Below are 18600 nucleotides of genomic sequence, written 5' to 3' on the forward strand. Positions count from 1 at the left end.
GAAATGCCATCGTTCATCTACTCCTTCAATACCGCATCAATATACAGCTGAGCATCCAATAGCACGTCCGCAGCTTGCGAAACATAGGGATCCACCCATTCTGCACCTACTCCAAGGAAAATGACCAAGATCAACAATGCAGCGGAAACAACCAGCAGCAGCCTTGGACTTTTCCAGATTCCATCGCCAGCCATCTTCTCTTCTCCCCAAAAAGCATTCATAAAAATGTTCAGCATCGAGGTTAAAAGCAGCAAACTGAGCGCCAGGCTGATTCCCGTTGTCCAATAAAAACCGCTCTCAAGTCCACCCTGCACGATCAGCAGCTTGCCAATAAACCCGCTAAGCGGCGGAACACCAACCATGGCCAGAGCCGAAATAAAGAACATCCACCCGAGTAGCGGATTTCTTGTGATTAAACCACCCATTTGCTGGAGTTTATCCGTTCCTGCTAGTGCAACAATAATGCCACCCAGTAGAAAAAGGAGCGCTTTAATTAGCATATCGTGCATGAGATAATAAATAACCCCTTCAAGCGCAGTACGATTAGCCGCTGCGAGTCCAAAAGCTATGAAGCCCACTCCAGCTATCACGTTATAGCTTAATATCCGACTCACATCCTTATAGGCAATGGCACCTATGCCACCTAAAATCATCGTTGCTGCCGCCATCCAACCAATGATCGTGTGCGTAAAGCCAGGCTCGTGATAAAAAACAAGAGTGAACATGCGGATGATAGCATACAGTCCTACTTTAGTAAGCAGAGCACCGTACAATGCAGCTACCACAGCTGGTGGTGCACCATAGGAGCCAGGGAGCCAAAAAAACAGGAATAGACCGGCCTTCAAGCTAAAAACGATCAAAAACAAAACGGCAATAACCGTCATAATGCCACCTTGACCCGCTTCGGCAACACGTACAGATAGATGAGCCATATTCAAGGTGCCGGCTGCCGCATACAGATAGGCTACTGCCGCGACGAAAAGTGTTGATGACACAATATTAATAAGGATGTATTTCAAAGTTTCTCTAAGCTGACGCCTTGTGCCCCCTAGTACAATCAGCGCATAAGAAGCAATCAGCATAACCTCAAAGCATACGAACAAATTGAACAAATCTCCCGTTAGGAACGAGCCCATAACACCTGCGATCAAAAAGTGCACGAACGAATAAAAATGGTTCCGTTCCCGGTCAGCTCCAATACTGCGAAAAGCATAAAACAAGCAGGCCGCACTTACGACCGATGTTGTTAACACGAGCAGAGAAGCGAACATGTCCGCAACGAAGACAATGCCATAGGGCGGCAGCCAGCCACCCATATGCAAGGTCTGAATCCCCTCTTCCCTAACCTCTAGAACGATCCATACGGAAACAAACACACTCGCAAGCGAGCTTACTCCGCTGATCCAGCGCTGAATCGTCAGCCTTTTGTGAAAAAAAATAAGCATAACAGCTGTAAATAACGGAATTAATAAAGGCAGCACAACCATATTATTCATCAGTATTCATCCTCTTGTCCCCGCAGTTGCTCCATGTCATCCGTGCCCAATTTTTGATAGGCTCTATAGGCCAGCACAAAAAAGAACGAGGTAACCCCAAAGCTAATCACAATCGATGTCAAAATCAGCGCTTGCGGCAGCGGATCGACATATCTTCCAGCATCTTCTCCCAGCAGGGGCGCGGCGCCTGTCTTCAGTCCGGACATCGTCAGCAGCAGCAAATGTACACCATGGGTCAGAAGGGACGTTCCCAGTACAATACGCAGCAAGCTGCGCGATAAAATGAGATACACACCGACAGCAAATAAAAGTCCAACAGCAACAGCCATAAGCGTTTCCATCAGCGGTCCTCCCCAATACTCAGCAGTATCGTCATCGTCACGCCAACAACTCCCAAGTAAACACCAAGATCGAACAGTACAGCTGTATTCAGCTCTGTATCTCCAAGAAGAGGGAGATCAAAATGCCCGAACGAATGGCTGAGAAACGGAGCATCAAATACAAATGATCCTATGCCTGTCAGTAGAGCCAAGAGCAAGCCAACCGCCGTTACGATCCGGAAATTTACGGGTATAACTTTGCGCATCGTCTCCACATTAAATGCGATAGCCAGCAGCAGCAGCGCCCCAGACGTCATAAGTCCCCCTATAAAGCCACCTCCGGGAGAGCTATGGCCTGTCAAAAACAAATACAAGGCAAATATAAGAATGATGAAAAAAACAAATTTAGACACTGTTCTTAAAATAACATCATTGCTTTTGGCCACCCGTTTGCCCTCCTTTCATACTTGCTTCCTTGGCCCTGACGGCTGCTTCGTAAGCTTCGTGTGCTTCCGTAACTTCCTGACTCGCAGTGTCCCGGTTTACAGCCCCCAAGGATAGCTCTCCTTTGTTATAGAGTACCCGTGCACCAATATCACGACCTTCCAAGCGCAGCTTGATCATCGTGAAAATCCCCAGTGAAGCAATCCCGAGCACCATAATTTCTAGCAGCGTATCAAATCCTCTAAAATCAACAAGGATGACATTCACGATATTTTTTCCCCCTGCGAGCTTATAGCTTTCTTCCACAAAAAAGTCAGCAATGGAGGCAAATTTCCCGCTCCCGCCAGCTCCCAAAGCAATAAGCGTGACCATCAAGCCAACGCCGGCAGCTATCAGCGCATTCGACAGCCGGAATCGAAGCTTTGACAGCTCCTTCTTCAGCTTCGGCATATGATAAAAGCAGAGCAGGAACAGCGACACCGAAACCGTCTCGACAATCATTTGTGTAAGCGCCAAATCCGGTGCCCGAAAAATGATAAAAAACATAGTAACCAAATAACCTACGGTGCCTGTCAGAATGATGGCAGTCAACCTGGAGCGGGCAAATGGCACAGCAGCAGTAGATAGTACCAGGGCAATGACTAAAGCAATCTCATAGTAAGCGATAGGTGCTGTTGAATTTATGGAGAATTGAATGCCAGGCGTCCGAAGCAGCACATAACCCAAGAGCAGAATAAAAAAAGTGAAAATATAGGCCAGATAGCTTCGAATCGACCCTGTCATGTAGCCACTCGTTAAGCGATTCGATCCAAGTCCCAACCAACCTAGCCCCCGGTCATACAAATAGTTTAGCGAGAACACCTGAGGCAGCCTTCCATATACCCCTTTCCATCGCTTATGTGACACTGCCAAGCCTATACCAGCCGCAACAACTCCAAATGTCATCATCAATTCTGTCGTCCATCCATGCCAGAATTGAATCGATACAACAAATTTCTCGCCTGGAGCCAGCAGCTCAGGCATAATCGAGGCCATTGCAGGCTCAATCAACGAATAAGCAAGAAGATTCGGAAACAATCCGAAGACAAGAACAAGTGAAGCCAGCACAACTGGAGAAATCAACATACCGATGGGCGCTTCATGTGGCTTCCGATCCCATTGATCCTTTTGAAACTTGCCCATAAACGTCTTGAACAGCAGCAGCATACTGTAGATGAACGTAAACACACTTGCTATCCAAGCTATGACCGGAAATAAACTTCCCCAGGTTTGCAAGGAAAACAGGTCCATATGCACAGTCTTTAGAACAGCGGTAAAAAACATTTCCTTGCTCAAAAATCCATTAAACGGCGGCAATCCCGCCATAGAGAGCGTTCCAATAGCAGCAATGGAAAAAGTAACTGGCATAAGCGCCGCTAATCCTCCAAGCTTGCGGATATCGCGCGTTCCCGTTTCATGATCAATAATGCCGGCGACCATGAACAGCGAGCCTTTGAAGGTAGCATGATTGATCAGATGGAAAATCGCCGCCGTCGTTGCTGTTGTATATAGCAGCGATTCACCGCCGATCCCATAATAAGCTGCAGCAGAGCCCAATCCTAGCAGGCCCATAATTAAACCGAGCTGACTGATCGTCGAGAACGCCAGTAAAGCCTTCAAATCAGTTTGCTTGACTGCATTTAATGAACCATAGAGCAGCGTTACCATCCCAAAAGCGGATACTAGCCAGAACCACTCTGCTTGCCCGGCAAACACCGGACTTAACCGCGCGACCAAATAAATGCCCGCTTTAACCATCGTGGCCGAATGGAGATAGGCGCTAACCGGAGTCGGCGCTTCCATCGCGTCAGGCAGCCAGATGTGAAAAGGAAATTGTGCCGATTTGGTAAACGCCCCCAGCAGCACTAGCAGCAGAGCTGGCAGGAAAAGGGCATGCCCGTTCACTGAGGGCAGATCAGCAATAATTTCGCGGATACTGAAGGTTCCCGTCATGATATAGAGCATAATAAAGCCGCAAAGCAGCGCCATTCCACCGAGCACCGTAATCATTAACGATTTTTTGGCGCCATATCTCGACCTCTCCCGCTTGTGCCAGAAAGCAATAAGCAGGAATGAGGAAATGCTCGTAAGCTCCCAAAAGCCGTAAAGCACCATCAAATGATCAGACAGCACAACGCCCAGCATCGCTCCCATAAAAATGAGCAAATACACATAAAATTGGCCGATGGCCTCTTTACTTTTGCTCAAATAATAAATCGAATACAGCACCACAAGTGCGCCAATCCCAGAAATAAGTAATGCAAAAAGCAGACCAAGCCCATCCAAATAAACACTAAAATAAATTCCCCGTGAAGGAATCCACGGTATCTCAGCCGCTAACTGCTCCCCACCTTGGATTACAGGTATACAGCTGAGAAAATAAACGAACAGTACTACCGGTACTGCGAGCACAAACCACCCTGTATGGATGCACCGCACATATTTGTAGAGCGGCGGCACGACCGCAGCAAATAAAAAAGGTAACAAAATAAGAGCGATAAGGATAGACAACTTGTACTCCCCCATATTTCTGTGATTTCCCTGGTTTCCGGGATTTCTGTAGGCCGCATTAAAGATACTAAATTTTAGCAGCAGCCCTATGCCTAGTATTCCCAAAATAAGGATTACATCACCTGCTGATTGCTCCGTATATGAAAAAAACACAAAAAGAGCCCGCTTTTGGCAGGCTCCTCCGGGTAAAACTATTCAGCTTTATCTTTGCTTAGTATAGCTTCAAACTCCATTCTTGTAAAGAGATTCAGTTGAACACACTCGTAGAAGCCCGCCTTCCGCCGAAATGCGCATGTGCTTGAATTAAGGTCCTTTACTTCATGTGCTTCACTTCACGCACTTCACTTAACGATGTTTTTGAGGCTGTCGATTAACTGTGGACTAAAAATACGAACCTCTAAAAATCAATTTTTTGTGAGAAAAACGTCGCTTTTCACCCCGAAAAATCGATTTAAACAGGTTTAAGTGGCAAGTTTTGATCGATTTCAGTAAACGTTTTGAGTTGCACACAGTTAATCGACAGCCTCTTTTTCATCGTTAAAGCAAGTGTTTCCAGGTCAATCAGCACGTTAATGATGTTTTTCATCGTTAAAAGAGGTCAGATGGCCCACTCAAAGGGTGGAAAACAGGGATTTAATGATGAAAAACATCGTTAAATCTAGGTTGTGAGAGGACCCGGTGCTTTTAGCGATGAAAAACATCGTTAAATCTGCAGCTCCTCTCGGTTGTCAGCGCTGGCGGGCCGTTCTTCATCCACAGCCATCCATAATACCCGTTCGCGCCAGGAAATCTCATCCAATCAAAAGAAAAATCCTTTCTGGTTATCAGTCTGAGTTGGTTATCCGTTTGGTTGTAATTTGTTTGGTTGTAGTTGGTTTTTGGTTTTCGGTTTGTTTATTTATTTATTTATTTGTTTGTTTGTTTGTTTGTTTGCTTGTTTGTTTATTTATTTGTTTGTTTGTTTGTTTTCGGTTTGTTGGTTGTTGGTAGTCGGTTTGATCTTAGTGTTCGTGTGTTCATGCGATTGTAGCTTAAGAGAGCGAAAGGTTGTGGGTGGAGAGCGGTAGCGTCCGCATTTAAAGATTTGTTCCTACCTTCTCCATCAATCCACTTAAGGGAACAAATCTTTAACAGCGGCTGGAGCCCACAGCCATTCCCTCCGCAACGCTCCCACGTCACGAACGCACACATCAAAGGACGCCGCAAGACGTCTTTCTTGAAAAGAATTCATATTTGTTATATGATTAGCATGCTAAGTAAATCAATAAAATCTTTTATTAAAGGATGGAGAATATGATCGACGAGGAAATCCGCTTATCGTTAAGTAAAATATGGGCAAAAATGAGAAAGGACTACTCTGACGCGCTTAGAGCGCATCAAATTCACGTTGGGCAGGATCATGCTCTCTGCCAGCTCTGGATGGAAGATGGTGTTACGCAGTCGCAGTTGTGTGAGCGAATGGGCTGTGAACCGCCTACTTTAACAAATATGCTGAAAAAGCTGGAGGAATACGGTCTTGTTAACAGAAAGCAAGATGCAAGTGATGCCCGGATTAGCCGTGTATTTTTAACGGAGCAAGGTCGTGCGCTTGAACAGCCTGTGCTGGAAATTTGGCGAAGTCATCAAGATAAGCTTCTAAATGGCATCAACACTGAGGAACGATTATTGCTTAGACGCCTTTTGCAGCAAATGGATCGTAATTTGAACGAATGATTTTTCTTCCTAATTAATTAGCATGCTAAATAAATAAATAAATGAATAAATGAATAAAAGAAAGATGGAATGGGAGGAAAGTTATATGTGGGCTCCATCTAATGATAATCGCGCTGTCAGTACCGCCAAGCTTGAGCTTTCTTTATTGGACACAATGGTGATTTGGAACGGGACCTCTGCTGCTCAGGTTTTTAAGGAATCGCTTGATATGGCTATTTATGCAGAACAATTAGGCTTCAAGCGGTATTGGTTATCTGAAAATCATAACTCAGCCTATCACGCGGGCAGTGCTCCTGAATTGCTGATCGCACAGCTGGCAGCTTACACTTCCCGAATAAGTGTAGGAACAAGCAATCTTTTGCTCCCTCATCAGAGTCCATTGAAGGTCGTTGAGAATTTTCGGACTATGGCGGGAATTTTTCCTCAAAGGATCGATCTTGGGTTTGCCTTGTCGCTTGGAAATGATCTCATGGTCGCTCAGGCCCTGCATCGTACGCATGAGTTAATGAATAAAGAAGAATTTCCCGAGCATCTGGCGGATCTACTTGCATATTTAAGCGATTCGTACGCCACCAGTCGTGGAAAAATAATAGCATCCCCCCAAATCTCAACAAAACTGGACGTTTGGATTGAAGGATCCAATCATGAAAGTGCACAATATGCTACGGACTACGGTCTTGGACTGGTGATGGAACATCATACCTCACGAGCTATTTCTACTGAAGTGCTACGAGCTTACCGGAAGTTTTTCAAGCCCTCTGTATTGCGGGAAAAAGCACATAGTATCTGGATTGTACCAGTTTTTTGTGCGGAAACGGACGAGGAAGCTGAAAGGTTGGCTAAGCCGTTGGATTTATGGGAGGTTAGAAAAAAGCAGGGCTCGGACTTACCTCCACCATCAAGTAGGGAAGCTAATGAACATTCCTTTACATCATACGAGGAAGAAATTAAGATCTCTATTCGTTCTGGCAGCTTTGTAGGCAGCGCAGCCCGGGTTGGGAGCGAACTTCGTCAATTAGCGGAGGAAGCCGCCGTCGACGAGCTTATGATCCTTACCATACATCCTGACATTAAAGCACGCAAAAGATCCATCGAGCTGTTGTCTAAGGAATTCCAGACTCAAACCAATCCATTCGAGGGAGTGAACTACGATGTCTGAATCTAATATCCGCTTGTCTATCCTGGATATCGGTACAGTGTGGAATGGAAATTCCCCCGAAGTTACGTTACAGTATGCTTTGGAATTGAGCAAGGCAGCCGACGAGCTTGGCTATACCCGCTACTGGTTCGCCGAGCATCACAACACTCCGCATCAGACAAGCAGCTCTCCCGAAATGCTGGCCGCACTTGCCGCTGCTGTAACAGAGCGTATTCGGCTTGGCACTGGAGGGATCATGCTGCCAAATCATAGTCCGCTCAAAGTTGCAGAAAGCTTTGCTACACTTGAAACCTTGTACCCACATAGAATTGACCTGGGTATTGGCAGGGCTCCAGGCACTGATGGCAATACGGCGCTAGCCCTCAGGCGATCTCTGAGGGCAGTGCAGTACGACGATTTTCCCGATCAGCTTGCGGAACTGCTATCTTATTTTTCAGGTGGATTTGAGTCCGATCATCCTTTCAGCCAAATTAAGCTCACACCGCCACTCCCTTCTTTTCCCGAGATCTACTTGCTCGGTTCAAGCGATGGCGGCATGCGTTTTGCAACAAAATATGGACTGGGATTAACGTTCGCGGCTCATATAGCGCCTGACTATGCGGTACCTATACTGCAAATGTATCATAAACAATTTCAACCCTCCGTCTTTATGCCGAAATCCAAAAGCATCGTATCCATTATGGCTATCGCAGCAGAAACAGAAGAAGAAGCTAAGTACTTGGCTGGTCCGCTTGAGCTGCAATGGATGCGTTGGAATAGCGGGGTCTTTCACCTGCCTCCTCCCACCTTGGAGGAAGCGGCAAGCTATCGTTACTCTCCACAGGAAGAAGCTGTCCGCAGGAGTAACAAAGGCAGATTTATAGCAGGCCGCACCGACCAGGTTGCGGACCGGCTGCGGCGTCTGGCTAAAGACACCTTATCTGAGGAAGTGATGCTAATGCAGATGGTCCCCGACCTGGACGGACGTATACGTTCAATGGAGCTTTTGGCAGCAGAATTTGATACATTGACAAATATTCGCCCTTAGCGTACTATGCATAGTAATGACTAGTGCCCCGCAAAAGGATTTTCCTTTTTAGCGAGGCTTTTTTTATAAATGTATACAATGGATAGAAGGAAGTGCCCACATTGAAAAAACAATTTATTGTAATAGGTCTTGGACGTTTCGGTTCAAGTCTGACTCGTACATTGATTGCAAACGGCCACGAGGTGTTAGCTGTAGATAAGGATGAGCATCTGGTCCAGGAAATCTCCTCTATCGCTACGCACGCACTGCAGGCAGACTGCACAGATGAATCAACCTTAAAAGAAATGGGAGTCAGCAACTTCTCCCATGCCATTGTTGCCATTGGTGACGATCTGCAAAGCAGCATCCTTGTTACCCTCCTGTTAAAGGAATTGAACGTGCCCAGAGTAACAGCCAAAGCAAAAAATGATTATCATGGCAAAGTTTTAGGCAAGATTGGTGCTGATCAGATCGTCTATCCAGAGAGGGATATGGCTGCAAGACTTGGCAAACAGTTAAGTTCCAACAATCTGATTGATTACATTGAATTGTCTCCTGATTATAATTTGGTCGAGTTGATGGCCCCTCTTTCTATGAATGGCAAGTCCCTTAAGGACCTTAACATACGCGCCAAATACGGCTGCACCATTATGGCCATCAAAACTAAAGGAACTATGAATATTTCGCCAAAAGCAGAGGATGAAATATGGACCGGGGACATACTGCTGATTATCGGCAGCAATGAAGATATTAGTCATTTGGAAGATGACTATGAGCGTAAGCATTAGCATCGTAATAAAGAAATTATATTTTCTAATTATGTCAAAAAACCGCCTGGACAGGTAGTCTCGTCCTGACGGTTTTTGGCGCTGTAACTTGTTGTCACTTCAGCTGTCCTTAAAAGCTTCAGCCACAAGCTGATAGGAGCGGATTCTTGCTGCAAAATCATGCGTCAAAGTTACTACCATAAATTCATCAATATTATATTGCTTCTGCATAACTAATAATTGTTCCTTCACCTTATCAGGAGTACCGATGATCCGCTGCCGTCTCGTTGCTTGGATAAGCTCCAAATCCGTTTCCGTGTATGGATAGTCAACAGCGGTTTGGACCGATGGGAACGAATCCATCAGCCTGCCGCTTCTTAATAAGAGAAAAAACAGATCAGAGCTCATCGCTAAGCGATTGGCTTCTTCGTCGGTTTCGGCACAGATGACCATTACGGCTGCCAGCGTTTTCTGCTTAGCATTCAACCAAGAGGGCTGGAAGCGTTTCTGGTAATCAAAGATCGACTGCTCACTTCCTGGAACACCGAAGAAATGTGCATAGGCAAAGGCAAGTCCTTTCTCGGCTGCTATATGTGCGCTGCCGGAGCTTGAGCCAAGCAGCCAAATTTCAGGCGAAGTCCGTATCATCGGGGCGGCCTGCAAGCCTGCAAAGCGGTGGCCTGGGGGCAGAGCATCATGCAGATAACCCGCCAAATCATCCACCTGCTGCGGATAATGATCAATAGATGTATATTTGCCTTCCTGAAGCGCCCTAGTGGAAATAGGCATCCCTCCGGGAGCCCGACCCAGACCTAGATCTATGCGTCCGGGATGAAGAGCCTCAAGCAGCCTGAAATTTTCTGCGACCTTGTAAGCACTGTAATGTGACAGCATCACGCCGCCCGAGCCTACCCGGATGCGCTTTGTCAAAGCAGCCAGATGGGCAATTAGCACCTCAGGGCTGGATGAAGCTAGCGCGGAAGAGGCATGATGCTCCGCAACCCAGTAACGGGCATATCCGAGCCTATCGGCTTCCTGAGCCAGCTGTGTGGTTTCGTTCAATGCTGCTGATGCCGTCCGGCCCTCGCATATTTGTGACTGATCCAACACACTCAAAGTAATCATAAGTTACCCTCCTCTTGTTGTATTCATTGTAGTTACAACGAATCCATTTGTCAAAATTCAACCGCATCGCCGCAGCTCGACACCTTGTAGAGGGAAGAAAAACTAATATAAAATACTTCGCATTTAATAAAAAAAATCGACGTCTTAACTGGACTTATGCTTTAAATTTGGTAAGATAGCTATAAGACCTCTCTGCCGGAGGTCTATATTATTAATTGGAGGAATTTGTATGAAGAAGTCCATGAATTGTCACGTCAGATCCCGCAGGACACAGGTAGGGGGTGAAATCTACTATGAACCATAGTATTTCATTGCACGAGCTCCGCGAGCAGGTTGTATATCAGCTTATCGTTCTGGGTGAAGAGAAGAATCATTTTCTTGACGCTTATTTTCCTATGCACGGAAAAGATCGTACACATATGGATCAATTCCTCTCCACATATACGCGTACAGTTGAGGAACAGCTGGCCCTGACTGATTTGGAAGTACCTGCGGTCGTTCTCATCGGAAGCCTCGTCAGAATCACCTATCTCGATGATCAGTCAACAGACGACTATACTATCGTATATCCAAATGATGCAGATCCTGAAGAAAATCGCATATCCTTCCTCTCCCCTGTCGGCAGGCAGCTTCTGTTGAAAAAAGCAGGTGATACTCTGACAATAGCAACGCCCTCCGGGACATTGCAGGTGCGAATTGAAAGCATCCGTGCTGCCGCTATCAAGGATAATCGAGGAACACTTGATTAATTATTTCTAAATCGCACTCCATCTCAATCAAGGTTATCCGTTTTTCAAAGTCACCACATGAATCAACGTATGGATCTGCCATTTATAGATCTGCATATCCATACGTGAATTCGTGTGAGGATTAAAATATAGTAATACCCCCAAAGCAAGTCCATCACCCTCGTTTAAATCAGCGCCACTCAAATACCTCCAGGTAATCAGATAATAAAGTGTTTAATTGCAATATATTCACCTTGGGAGGCGGGTCCATCTTATCACTACAAATGGAAATCACATAATCACCAATAAAAGGGTAACTGCAAAACTTAAGAGCTTTGTCTTGTAAAAGTCTGGAGGCTTGTTCATCTTGAATTTCAAAAGCAATGTTTTTTAGTGGAACAAAAGCAATTCCGGTTCCCTCATACTTTAAATAAGATTCCTTGAGTGTCCAAAACCGATAAAAAAGCTTTAATTTCTCTAAAGAAGATTGTTTTTGGTTCCATTGCAGCAATTCGATTTCGGATAAGCATTGTTCAGTAACGGCTGGATCCATATCGTTTATTTTTTCAATATCAACCCCGATACGTCCTGAGTGGGTCAGTGCGCAAACAATAACACACCCAGAATGTGAAATATTAAAATCTCCATGCCATAACGGGTCTTCAACAAATGGCCTGCCGTATACGGTTTTCTCCATCACGGATAAGACGTTAAAGTGCTTATACAATAAAAACTTAATTAAAATAGTTGATATCAGTGAATTCAATTTATCCTGGAAACGCATGTACCGGGAAATTCTTTGTTGCTCTTGCCATTGCAATGTATGTAAAATTTGTTCAAAATCCACATGGGAATTCAAATGGACTGCATATAAGAAGGCGTTCAAACGGTCCCCACCCACCCCATTAAGGTTGATTAAAATAACCGATTTGTACCGCATAATCAATTAACTTATCGAAAAACGGTTGTTTGGGCTCTTCACAATGCACATGCGAATCGGCAAGATACTGCAAAGTTTGAGGACAGGAATATTGATAGGCAAAGCTCTTGGCTCCATCACCTTCAAGCTGCGCCATGGCTAATTCCAAACCTGCCTGGTTTTTTGGCTTTTGTGTATCCAGCAACCACGCTTCGTAGTCTTCCAAATCCATGAATGTAATTTCATAGCCGTATTCCCGGAAATACCCAATCATTTGTTCATAACAAAGCTGCGTCGGGTTACAGATGTGAAACAACCTGCCGACAGTATGGTTACTAAGCGCTAGTGCAGCGATAGATTCGCCTGCATAATCAATTGGAGTAATATCGACTTGCCAGTTTACTTTTGGCGCAGTCTTCAAAAGAATCATAGCTTTTAGCATTCTATAGAATGCGTTATTATCGATATTTTTTTGAAAAGATCCATTGTCAGAATGACAAGAAAGGTTTCCGACCCGATACACCGTAGCGGGAACTCCTTCTTCTTCACAAGCCTTAACCACCAGCTTTTCAGCTTCGAATTTACTGTTGGTGTAGACGTTGTCTATATGTGCAGTGTAATCATAACCGGACCTGTTAACGAAGGTCTCCCATTGACCGCTTAAGGCCAACTCTTCAGGAATTCCCAGCGTAGAAATATAATGAAATCGCACGTTTTTCCGGTGTTTGGCTAAGGTTAAAAGTTGCTGCGTGCTATCGACATTCACCTTGGTGAAATAGTTGGCATCCCCAAAATGTTTGACCTCAGCTCCGCAATGAAAAATAGAATCGATGTTTTTGATCAGCATCGTCATGTCAGCTTGGCTTAATCCTAAATCCTCTTTTTCCAAGTCGCCTTGGACTACATAAACTCTATGTTCCATCAATTTCAAGATACTGCTTCCGAAATAGTCCGACATAACATTCACTAGACGTTCATAGGGATCTTGATGATCAGTTGGACGAACGAGACAGTAGATCATTGCTTCCGACTTAGTTAACAGTTCATAAAGCAAATGAGAGCCTAAATAACCAGTGGAGCCAGTTAAAAGGATATAAAGCTGAGTAAAAATCTCTTTATTTATAGATCCTGTTTGAAATACGGCAGGAAACTCATATAAGTCCCTTACAGGTTCATTGGCATAACCCATCTGTTTCGTAACGGTTTCGTTCATTAATTCCTCGATTCTTGCGGATAACTGGGCAATCGTAGGGAATAGAAAGAAATCGTTAATTTTTAATTTGGGGAAACGTGGCTTTAAAATAACAAGAATTTCAAGTATTTTTAAAGAATGTCCTCCTATGTCGAAGAAATGATCATGAATACTGATTTTTGTTCTTTTCATCGCTTTCTCCCAAGCTGCGCACACTTCTTGCTGCAACTCAGTTTCAGGAACCACATATTCGAGAGGATCCTCTGCGCTATTCACCTCCAAAATCGCTAGTTTCTTGCGATCTATTTTTCCGCTAGGAGTTAAAGGCATACTATCCAAGAAACATATATGCTTAGGAACCATGTAGGAAGGCACTTTTTTGTTTAAAAATTGGACGATGCCCGCTCTTGGAATCAACAAGCCATCCTTCGATGTATAAAAGGCCACGAGCATTTTGGTTCCGTCATCATCAGCCTTGGGGATAATAGCAACATCTTTAATGAACTCATGTTTGGCCAAATTATCTTCGATTTCTCCGATTTCGATACGGTAGCCTCTAATTTTGACCTGGGCATCCTTTCTCCCCATATACTCTATTTGTCCGTTCGCTAACAGCCTTACCAAATCGCCTGACCGATAAAACCGCTTATCGGAATTCGGCTGAATGGGATCACAAATAAACACTTCGCTTGTTTTCTCAGGTTGATTCAAATAACCTTTGGCGACACCGACCGAGCTGATCAGCAGCTCGCCAATCACGTTGAGCGGACAGAGGCGATTGCTTTCATTAACAATAAATAATTCGTAGTTAGCAAGCGGCTTTCCAATATAGATGGTGGACAGTTGGTCCGGAACTGCATAATCAATCGTATGGGTAGTCGTTACAACTGTAACTTCGGTAGGGCCATATGCATTTATAATAGTAGTGTTGCGGCCCATTTTTTTTTGAAAAAGCCGGACTGTTTCTCCTGCTAAAGCTTCTCCACCAACTACGATGCTTTTGATATGCTGATATTTGTGCAAGTCATTGCTCGAGAGATAAGCAGATAATTGATTGAAGAAGACTGTGGGTAAAATGGCAATGCGTGTTGCCTTTGTGTTTTCGACTGCCTCCGTAAAGGATTCGACTGAAAAACGTTGTTCGTTGGAGAGAAGATGCAGTCTGGAGCCACTGCTCAATGAACCGAATATATCATACACGGATGCATCGAAGCTAAATGTGGAATATTGCAAAAAGATATCCTCTTCATTCAGATTTAAGCTGGTTCTCGTCGCCATGGAGAGATTTACGACTCCCTTATGTGCGATTAACGCACCTTTCGGCCTTCCTGTCGAACCGGAAGTATAAATCACATAAGCCAAATCATCGGCTTCAATTTGTATATAACAAGCCTCCTCTGAGTATAAGTCAAGCTGCTTATCCATTTGAAAAACTTGCTTTTCCATAGATACATGATCAAGAAAAGCCGCAAGTTTAGAGGTGAAATTTTCATTTGTGAGGATAAAATGGGACTGTGTGTCAGATATAATATAGGCGTTTCTGTCATCGGGATGTTCGGGATCAAGCGGGACATAAGCTCCACCTGCTTTTAATACCCCCATTAGACTGATAATGACATCGATACTTCTTTCCATGAAAATGGAGACGAATTGACCTTTGCGCAGTCCCTTTTCAACGAGCATATGTGCCACTTTATTCGATAAGCGGTCCAACTGTTCATACGTTAACTGACGGTGATCGGTAGACAGCGCTGTTCTTTGGGGAAAGCTCTTGGCGACTGCGGCAAACATATCAACGATGTTTGATTCAGCCGGCATTTCCCTAGCCGTATTGTTGAGTATAGAATAAGCATCTACATCTTCTTCAGTTAAAATTGCTATGCTGTCGATAGCTATATTTATATTATCAAGCGCAGAATCAACAATAAGCTTGAAATGACGGACATATTTCTGAATCGTTTGTTCTTTAAACAGATTTGTACAATAAGAAATTTTCAATATCCATTGATTATGTTCCACTGTGACAAACCAGTTCAACCTGCTGTTCTCATCGGTACTGTCTTCCCCATAAATAGTTTGAAAAATGTTCGAATGTCCGGTTATATATTCAATATCTGCAAGTGATGTATCACTTGTATTCATACGCTCCAGTTTGCCAGTGATCTGCTCATATAACTGCTTAAACGTATCTTCACTCTTATATACCACCCGAATAGGGTTTAGCTTGCCTTCTTGACTTTTCACTCCAACAATCATATCTTTTTCATTGGTCATTCTAAAAAGAAATGCAAAATAACTGGCAAGCATCCAAGTATTCATGTTATAGGCACCACAAAAGCTATTAGCTTTCGCGGTATCTATATCCAGAACGTATGTTTCACTACTAACCTCTCTAATTGCGGAATGCTTTGGAAAATCCGTATAAATATCAAAGACCGGTAAAGGAGCTTGCAGCTCAGTTAGCCAATACTCTTTATTTTGTTCGGTAAGCATCATGGTATTCATATCCATCTTCTCCTCATTGAGCTCTATATTTGGCTCTATTTATACATGCAGCTCAACGACCAAATTCTCCAATTTATCAGAAATTTGATTCAATTGCTCAGCAGATTCAATAATTTTCGTATAGGAAGACCGTTGATCCTGTGCACTAAGTCTAATCTCATCCGAAACAACTGAATTTCTCTCTGCCAATACGGCAAGATGTTTGATGGAAGATGTAATTTGTTCGGTCTCGGCTACCATTTGCTGAGTGGCTGCAGACACTTCTTGAATTTGATTAGTGACAGTCTCTGTCGCGGACAAAATACCTTTAAACAAGGTACCGGTTTCTCTCACTGCTGCAATACCCATTTCAACGTTTTGTTCACCTTCGCTAATAGCTGTAACCGCCAATGATGTTTCATTTTGAATATAATTGATCAAATCAGAAATTTGTTCAGCTGATTTTTTAGACTCTTCCGATAGCTTCTTCACTTCATTGGCAACTACGGCAAATCCCTGGCCATTCTCACCTGCTCTTGCTGCTTCAATGCTGGCGTTCAGTGATAACAAATTGGTTTGCGCAGCAATCTCTGCAATCACTTGTACGATCTGACCTATTTCTACCGAACGTTTCTGTAAATTTTCGATAATGGCCACCGAATTTTTAACGGAATCGTTGATTGAATTCATTTGATTCATTACTTTTTCAACATTTTGATTGCCTCTTTCCGATTGATCCTTCATGTGCAAGGATGTCTCGGACAATTCTGAAGTATTGCTGGCAATTGAATTTACCCCGGTGGATATTTCCTCCAATGAAGTCACACTTTCCGATATGGAAGTACTCTGCAAAGCTACTCTTGACGACATTTCTTCAATATTTTTCGTGATCGTCGACGAGCTCCCATTATTCTCCTCCACTGTTGAAAATAACACTTTGGATTGCACAGCCGATTCTATGGAAACCGATTTAATCGTTGTAACTAGCCGTTTAATGTTAGTAACCGTAGTATTAAATTTCTCGTTTACCTGACCTAGTTCGTCACTACTTGTTTTTAGCTGGACATTGAAATCGCCTTGACTAAGCTTCTCCAGCGCGAGCATCAAATCTTTGATCGGAGCAAACGTCCTCCTGTTAGTCACATATTGCAAGGTCAGGATAACTACTAAAGTAATCAGCAGAGCAATGACCGTATACGTTAATAACTTTCTTTTTCCTTCCATTACTAAACTTGCATCGATGTCCATGCCCATATACGCGAATACATTTCCACTCGGATCTTGAAAAGGATACAATACGGTAATCCAGATACCATAATCATCTTTATAGGGTTTTGTAAATTTGAGCTGTTTATCTTTTAACATTTCCCTGACGGCATCTGCATGGATTTTAGGCTGTTCATATAAATCTCCGAGCTTCAAATTATCTTGCGCTAACATCTCCAAAACAGCAGTGGGAAAAGCAATCATTGACGTTTTGTTAGTATCGATAAGTTCAGGTGCAAATAGGTAACCTTGAGCGATATTAGGATGTGAACTGGATAGGTCATCAAATATTTTCGATAACTTTTTCTGAATAGGTGAGTTGGGATCTTTATTTTCCTTAGCTTCCGCTGCATCCTCGGCAGGGATGTTTTTCACCCATGCTTCCATGGTTTTTTTTGAATCGGACTGCAATTGATCCATCATCACCTGACCTTGAATATAATAGCTGTAAGCTATCAGAATAGCCCCTGTCAAAATGATATACAAACTTGTTAACAGCATGTTTTTGGTTACTATACTTTGATTGTTTTTAAAAAAATTCAAGCGTTTAATGGAAAAATTTTGCACTTTCATATTTTATTTCTCTCCTTCTAAAATACAGTAATGAGCCCATAGAACTAACATGATGTAGTTGAGCAGACCTCCTTTATGATAAATAGCATATAAAATCCATTTTGCGGCACAAAAAAAAGCGAAAGATGGATGTTATTTTCCATAGTTCGCCAATTTTCTATGCAACTGGCTGACATTTCCTGAAGGAAGTAGTCCCTATAGCTTTGCGTCACTACTTTTCAGTAGTTTTGCCAAGTATTTAGTTACAAAGTCATTTCAAGCACAATGAAAGTAGTTCCGATCACATGGGAGTATATTACTATTATTTGATAATAATTACCATAGTTTTTTCAAATATTCACAAAACATTTGAAAATGGATACTTTTTACGGTTCTGGCGTAAATATGAACTAATATGTTAACATGTAAAAAAACGGTGGTAAGTGGCGGGGAAATAACTTTAACAAGTAAGAAAAATGCTGCTTTGCGATATCCTTTGATGAGCGTGTTCGTGATGTGGGAATGTTGCGGAGGGAAGGGATGTGGGTTCCAGCCGCTGTTAAAGATTTGTTCCCTTGAATGGAATGGATTAGGGGGTTGGAACAAATCTTTAAAGGCGGACGCTTCCGCTCTTCCGCCCACACCCCTTCCCTCTCTCAGCTACTATCGCACAAACACCAAGTTCAAACGGACAGCCAGCAAAAGTTTTCTCTTGGTTAATGGAGATTTCCTAGCGGGTGCAGGTGCAGGCGCCGGGAAGGAAGAGCTCGCGCAGCTGCGAAGGACTGCTACTTTAACGATGTTTATACGAAAATAAAACTGAACTCCTTGGCTAAAATGATGTTAGAAGGCAAAAAAAGGCCTTGTGCTTTTAAAAGT

The 18600-nt window shown here is 43.6% G+C and carries 12 protein-coding genes, 1 pseudogene and 1 riboswitch; of the genes and pseudogenes, 6 read left to right on the plus strand and 7 right to left on the minus strand.

Annotated features, from left to right (window positions below; translation table 11 throughout):
* Nucleotides 1-17: 17 nt before the first annotated feature.
* From J2Z66_RS38335 to J2Z66_RS38350, 3 genes and pseudogenes are all read right to left on the minus strand, one after another.
* The gene (locus J2Z66_RS38335; RefSeq protein ID WP_209978622.1) at nucleotides 18-1496 is read right to left on the minus strand and encodes a Na+/H+ antiporter subunit D; all 1479 of its coding nucleotides are present in this window, start codon (nucleotides 1494-1496) and stop codon (nucleotides 18-20) included.
* Complete coding sequence (locus J2Z66_RS38340; protein WP_209978624.1) at nucleotides 1496-1837, minus strand: Na(+)/H(+) antiporter subunit C; 342 nt, start codon at nucleotides 1835-1837, stop codon at nucleotides 1496-1498. Before J2Z66_RS38340 ends, J2Z66_RS38335 begins: the two co-directional genes overlap by 1 nt.
* Nucleotides 1837-4810 (minus strand): annotated as a pseudogene (locus tag J2Z66_RS38350) (Na+/H+ antiporter subunit A). The gene J2Z66_RS38340 and the pseudogene J2Z66_RS38350 overlap by 1 nt, the downstream one beginning before the upstream one ends.
* A gap of 690 nt (nucleotides 4811-5500) precedes the next feature.
* On the opposite strand from J2Z66_RS38350, the gene J2Z66_RS38355 reads away from it, so the two are divergent.
* From J2Z66_RS38355 to J2Z66_RS38375, 5 genes are all read left to right on the plus strand, one after another.
* A complete protein-coding gene (locus tag J2Z66_RS38355) occupies nucleotides 5501-5800 on the plus strand; it encodes a hypothetical protein (RefSeq protein ID WP_209978631.1) in 300 nt (99 codons plus the stop codon).
* A gap of 303 nt (nucleotides 5801-6103) precedes the next feature.
* Nucleotides 6104-6523, plus strand: a complete 420-nt coding sequence (locus J2Z66_RS38360; protein ID WP_312894991.1) for a MarR family winged helix-turn-helix transcriptional regulator — start codon at nucleotides 6104-6106, stop codon at nucleotides 6521-6523.
* 85 nt (nucleotides 6524-6608) lie between these two features.
* A complete protein-coding gene (locus J2Z66_RS38365; RefSeq protein WP_209978635.1) occupies nucleotides 6609-7682 on the plus strand; it encodes an MsnO8 family LLM class oxidoreductase in 1074 nt (357 codons plus the stop codon).
* Nucleotides 7675-8709 (plus strand): LLM class flavin-dependent oxidoreductase, encoded by a 1035-nt coding sequence (locus tag J2Z66_RS38370; protein ID WP_209978636.1) that lies wholly within the window; start codon nucleotides 7675-7677, stop codon nucleotides 8707-8709. Before J2Z66_RS38365 ends, J2Z66_RS38370 begins: the two co-directional genes overlap by 8 nt.
* A 101-nt stretch (nucleotides 8710-8810) precedes the next feature.
* Nucleotides 8811-9476 carry a potassium channel family protein gene (locus J2Z66_RS38375; protein ID WP_209978638.1) on the plus strand — a complete coding sequence of 222 codons (666 nt, stop codon included), beginning with the start codon at nucleotides 8811-8813 and terminating at the stop codon, nucleotides 9474-9476.
* 99 nt (nucleotides 9477-9575) lie between these two features.
* On the opposite strand, the gene J2Z66_RS38380 is transcribed toward J2Z66_RS38375, so the two are convergent.
* Complete coding sequence (locus J2Z66_RS38380; protein ID WP_209978640.1) at nucleotides 9576-10580, minus strand: LLM class flavin-dependent oxidoreductase; 1005 nt, start codon at nucleotides 10578-10580, stop codon at nucleotides 9576-9578.
* Nucleotides 10581-10873: 293 nt separating this feature from the next.
* On the opposite strand from J2Z66_RS38380, the gene J2Z66_RS38385 reads away from it, so the two are divergent.
* Nucleotides 10874-11329, plus strand: coding sequence for a GreA/GreB family elongation factor (locus J2Z66_RS38385; protein WP_209978642.1), 456 nt, complete (start codon nucleotides 10874-10876; stop codon nucleotides 11327-11329).
* Nucleotides 11330-11498: 169 nt separating this feature from the next.
* Here J2Z66_RS38385 and J2Z66_RS38390 read toward each other — a convergent pair whose 3' ends face one another.
* From J2Z66_RS38390 to J2Z66_RS38400, 3 genes are read right to left on the minus strand one after another with little or no spacing between them, the layout of a single operon-like run.
* Entirely contained in the window at nucleotides 11499-12194 is a 696-nt protein-coding gene (locus J2Z66_RS38390; RefSeq protein ID WP_209978644.1) for a 4'-phosphopantetheinyl transferase family protein, read from the minus strand.
* A 19-nt stretch (nucleotides 12195-12213) separates the two neighbouring features.
* Entirely contained in the window at nucleotides 12214-15924 is a 3711-nt protein-coding gene (locus tag J2Z66_RS38395) for a non-ribosomal peptide synthetase family protein (RefSeq protein WP_209978647.1), read from the minus strand.
* Nucleotides 15925-15963: 39 nt separating this feature from the next.
* The gene (locus J2Z66_RS38400) at nucleotides 15964-17742 is read right to left on the minus strand and encodes a methyl-accepting chemotaxis protein (protein ID WP_209978649.1); all 1779 of its coding nucleotides are present in this window, start codon (nucleotides 17740-17742) and stop codon (nucleotides 15964-15966) included.
* Nucleotides 17743-17899: 157 nt separating this feature from the next.
* Nucleotides 17900-17984, minus strand: a riboswitch (cyclic di-GMP riboswitch).
* Nucleotides 17985-18600 lie beyond the last annotated feature (616 nt).

It is taken from the genome of Paenibacillus eucommiae (genome assembly GCF_017874215.1).
Taxonomy (GTDB): domain Bacteria; phylum Bacillota; class Bacilli; order Paenibacillales; family NBRC-103111; genus Paenibacillus_AI; species Paenibacillus_AI eucommiae.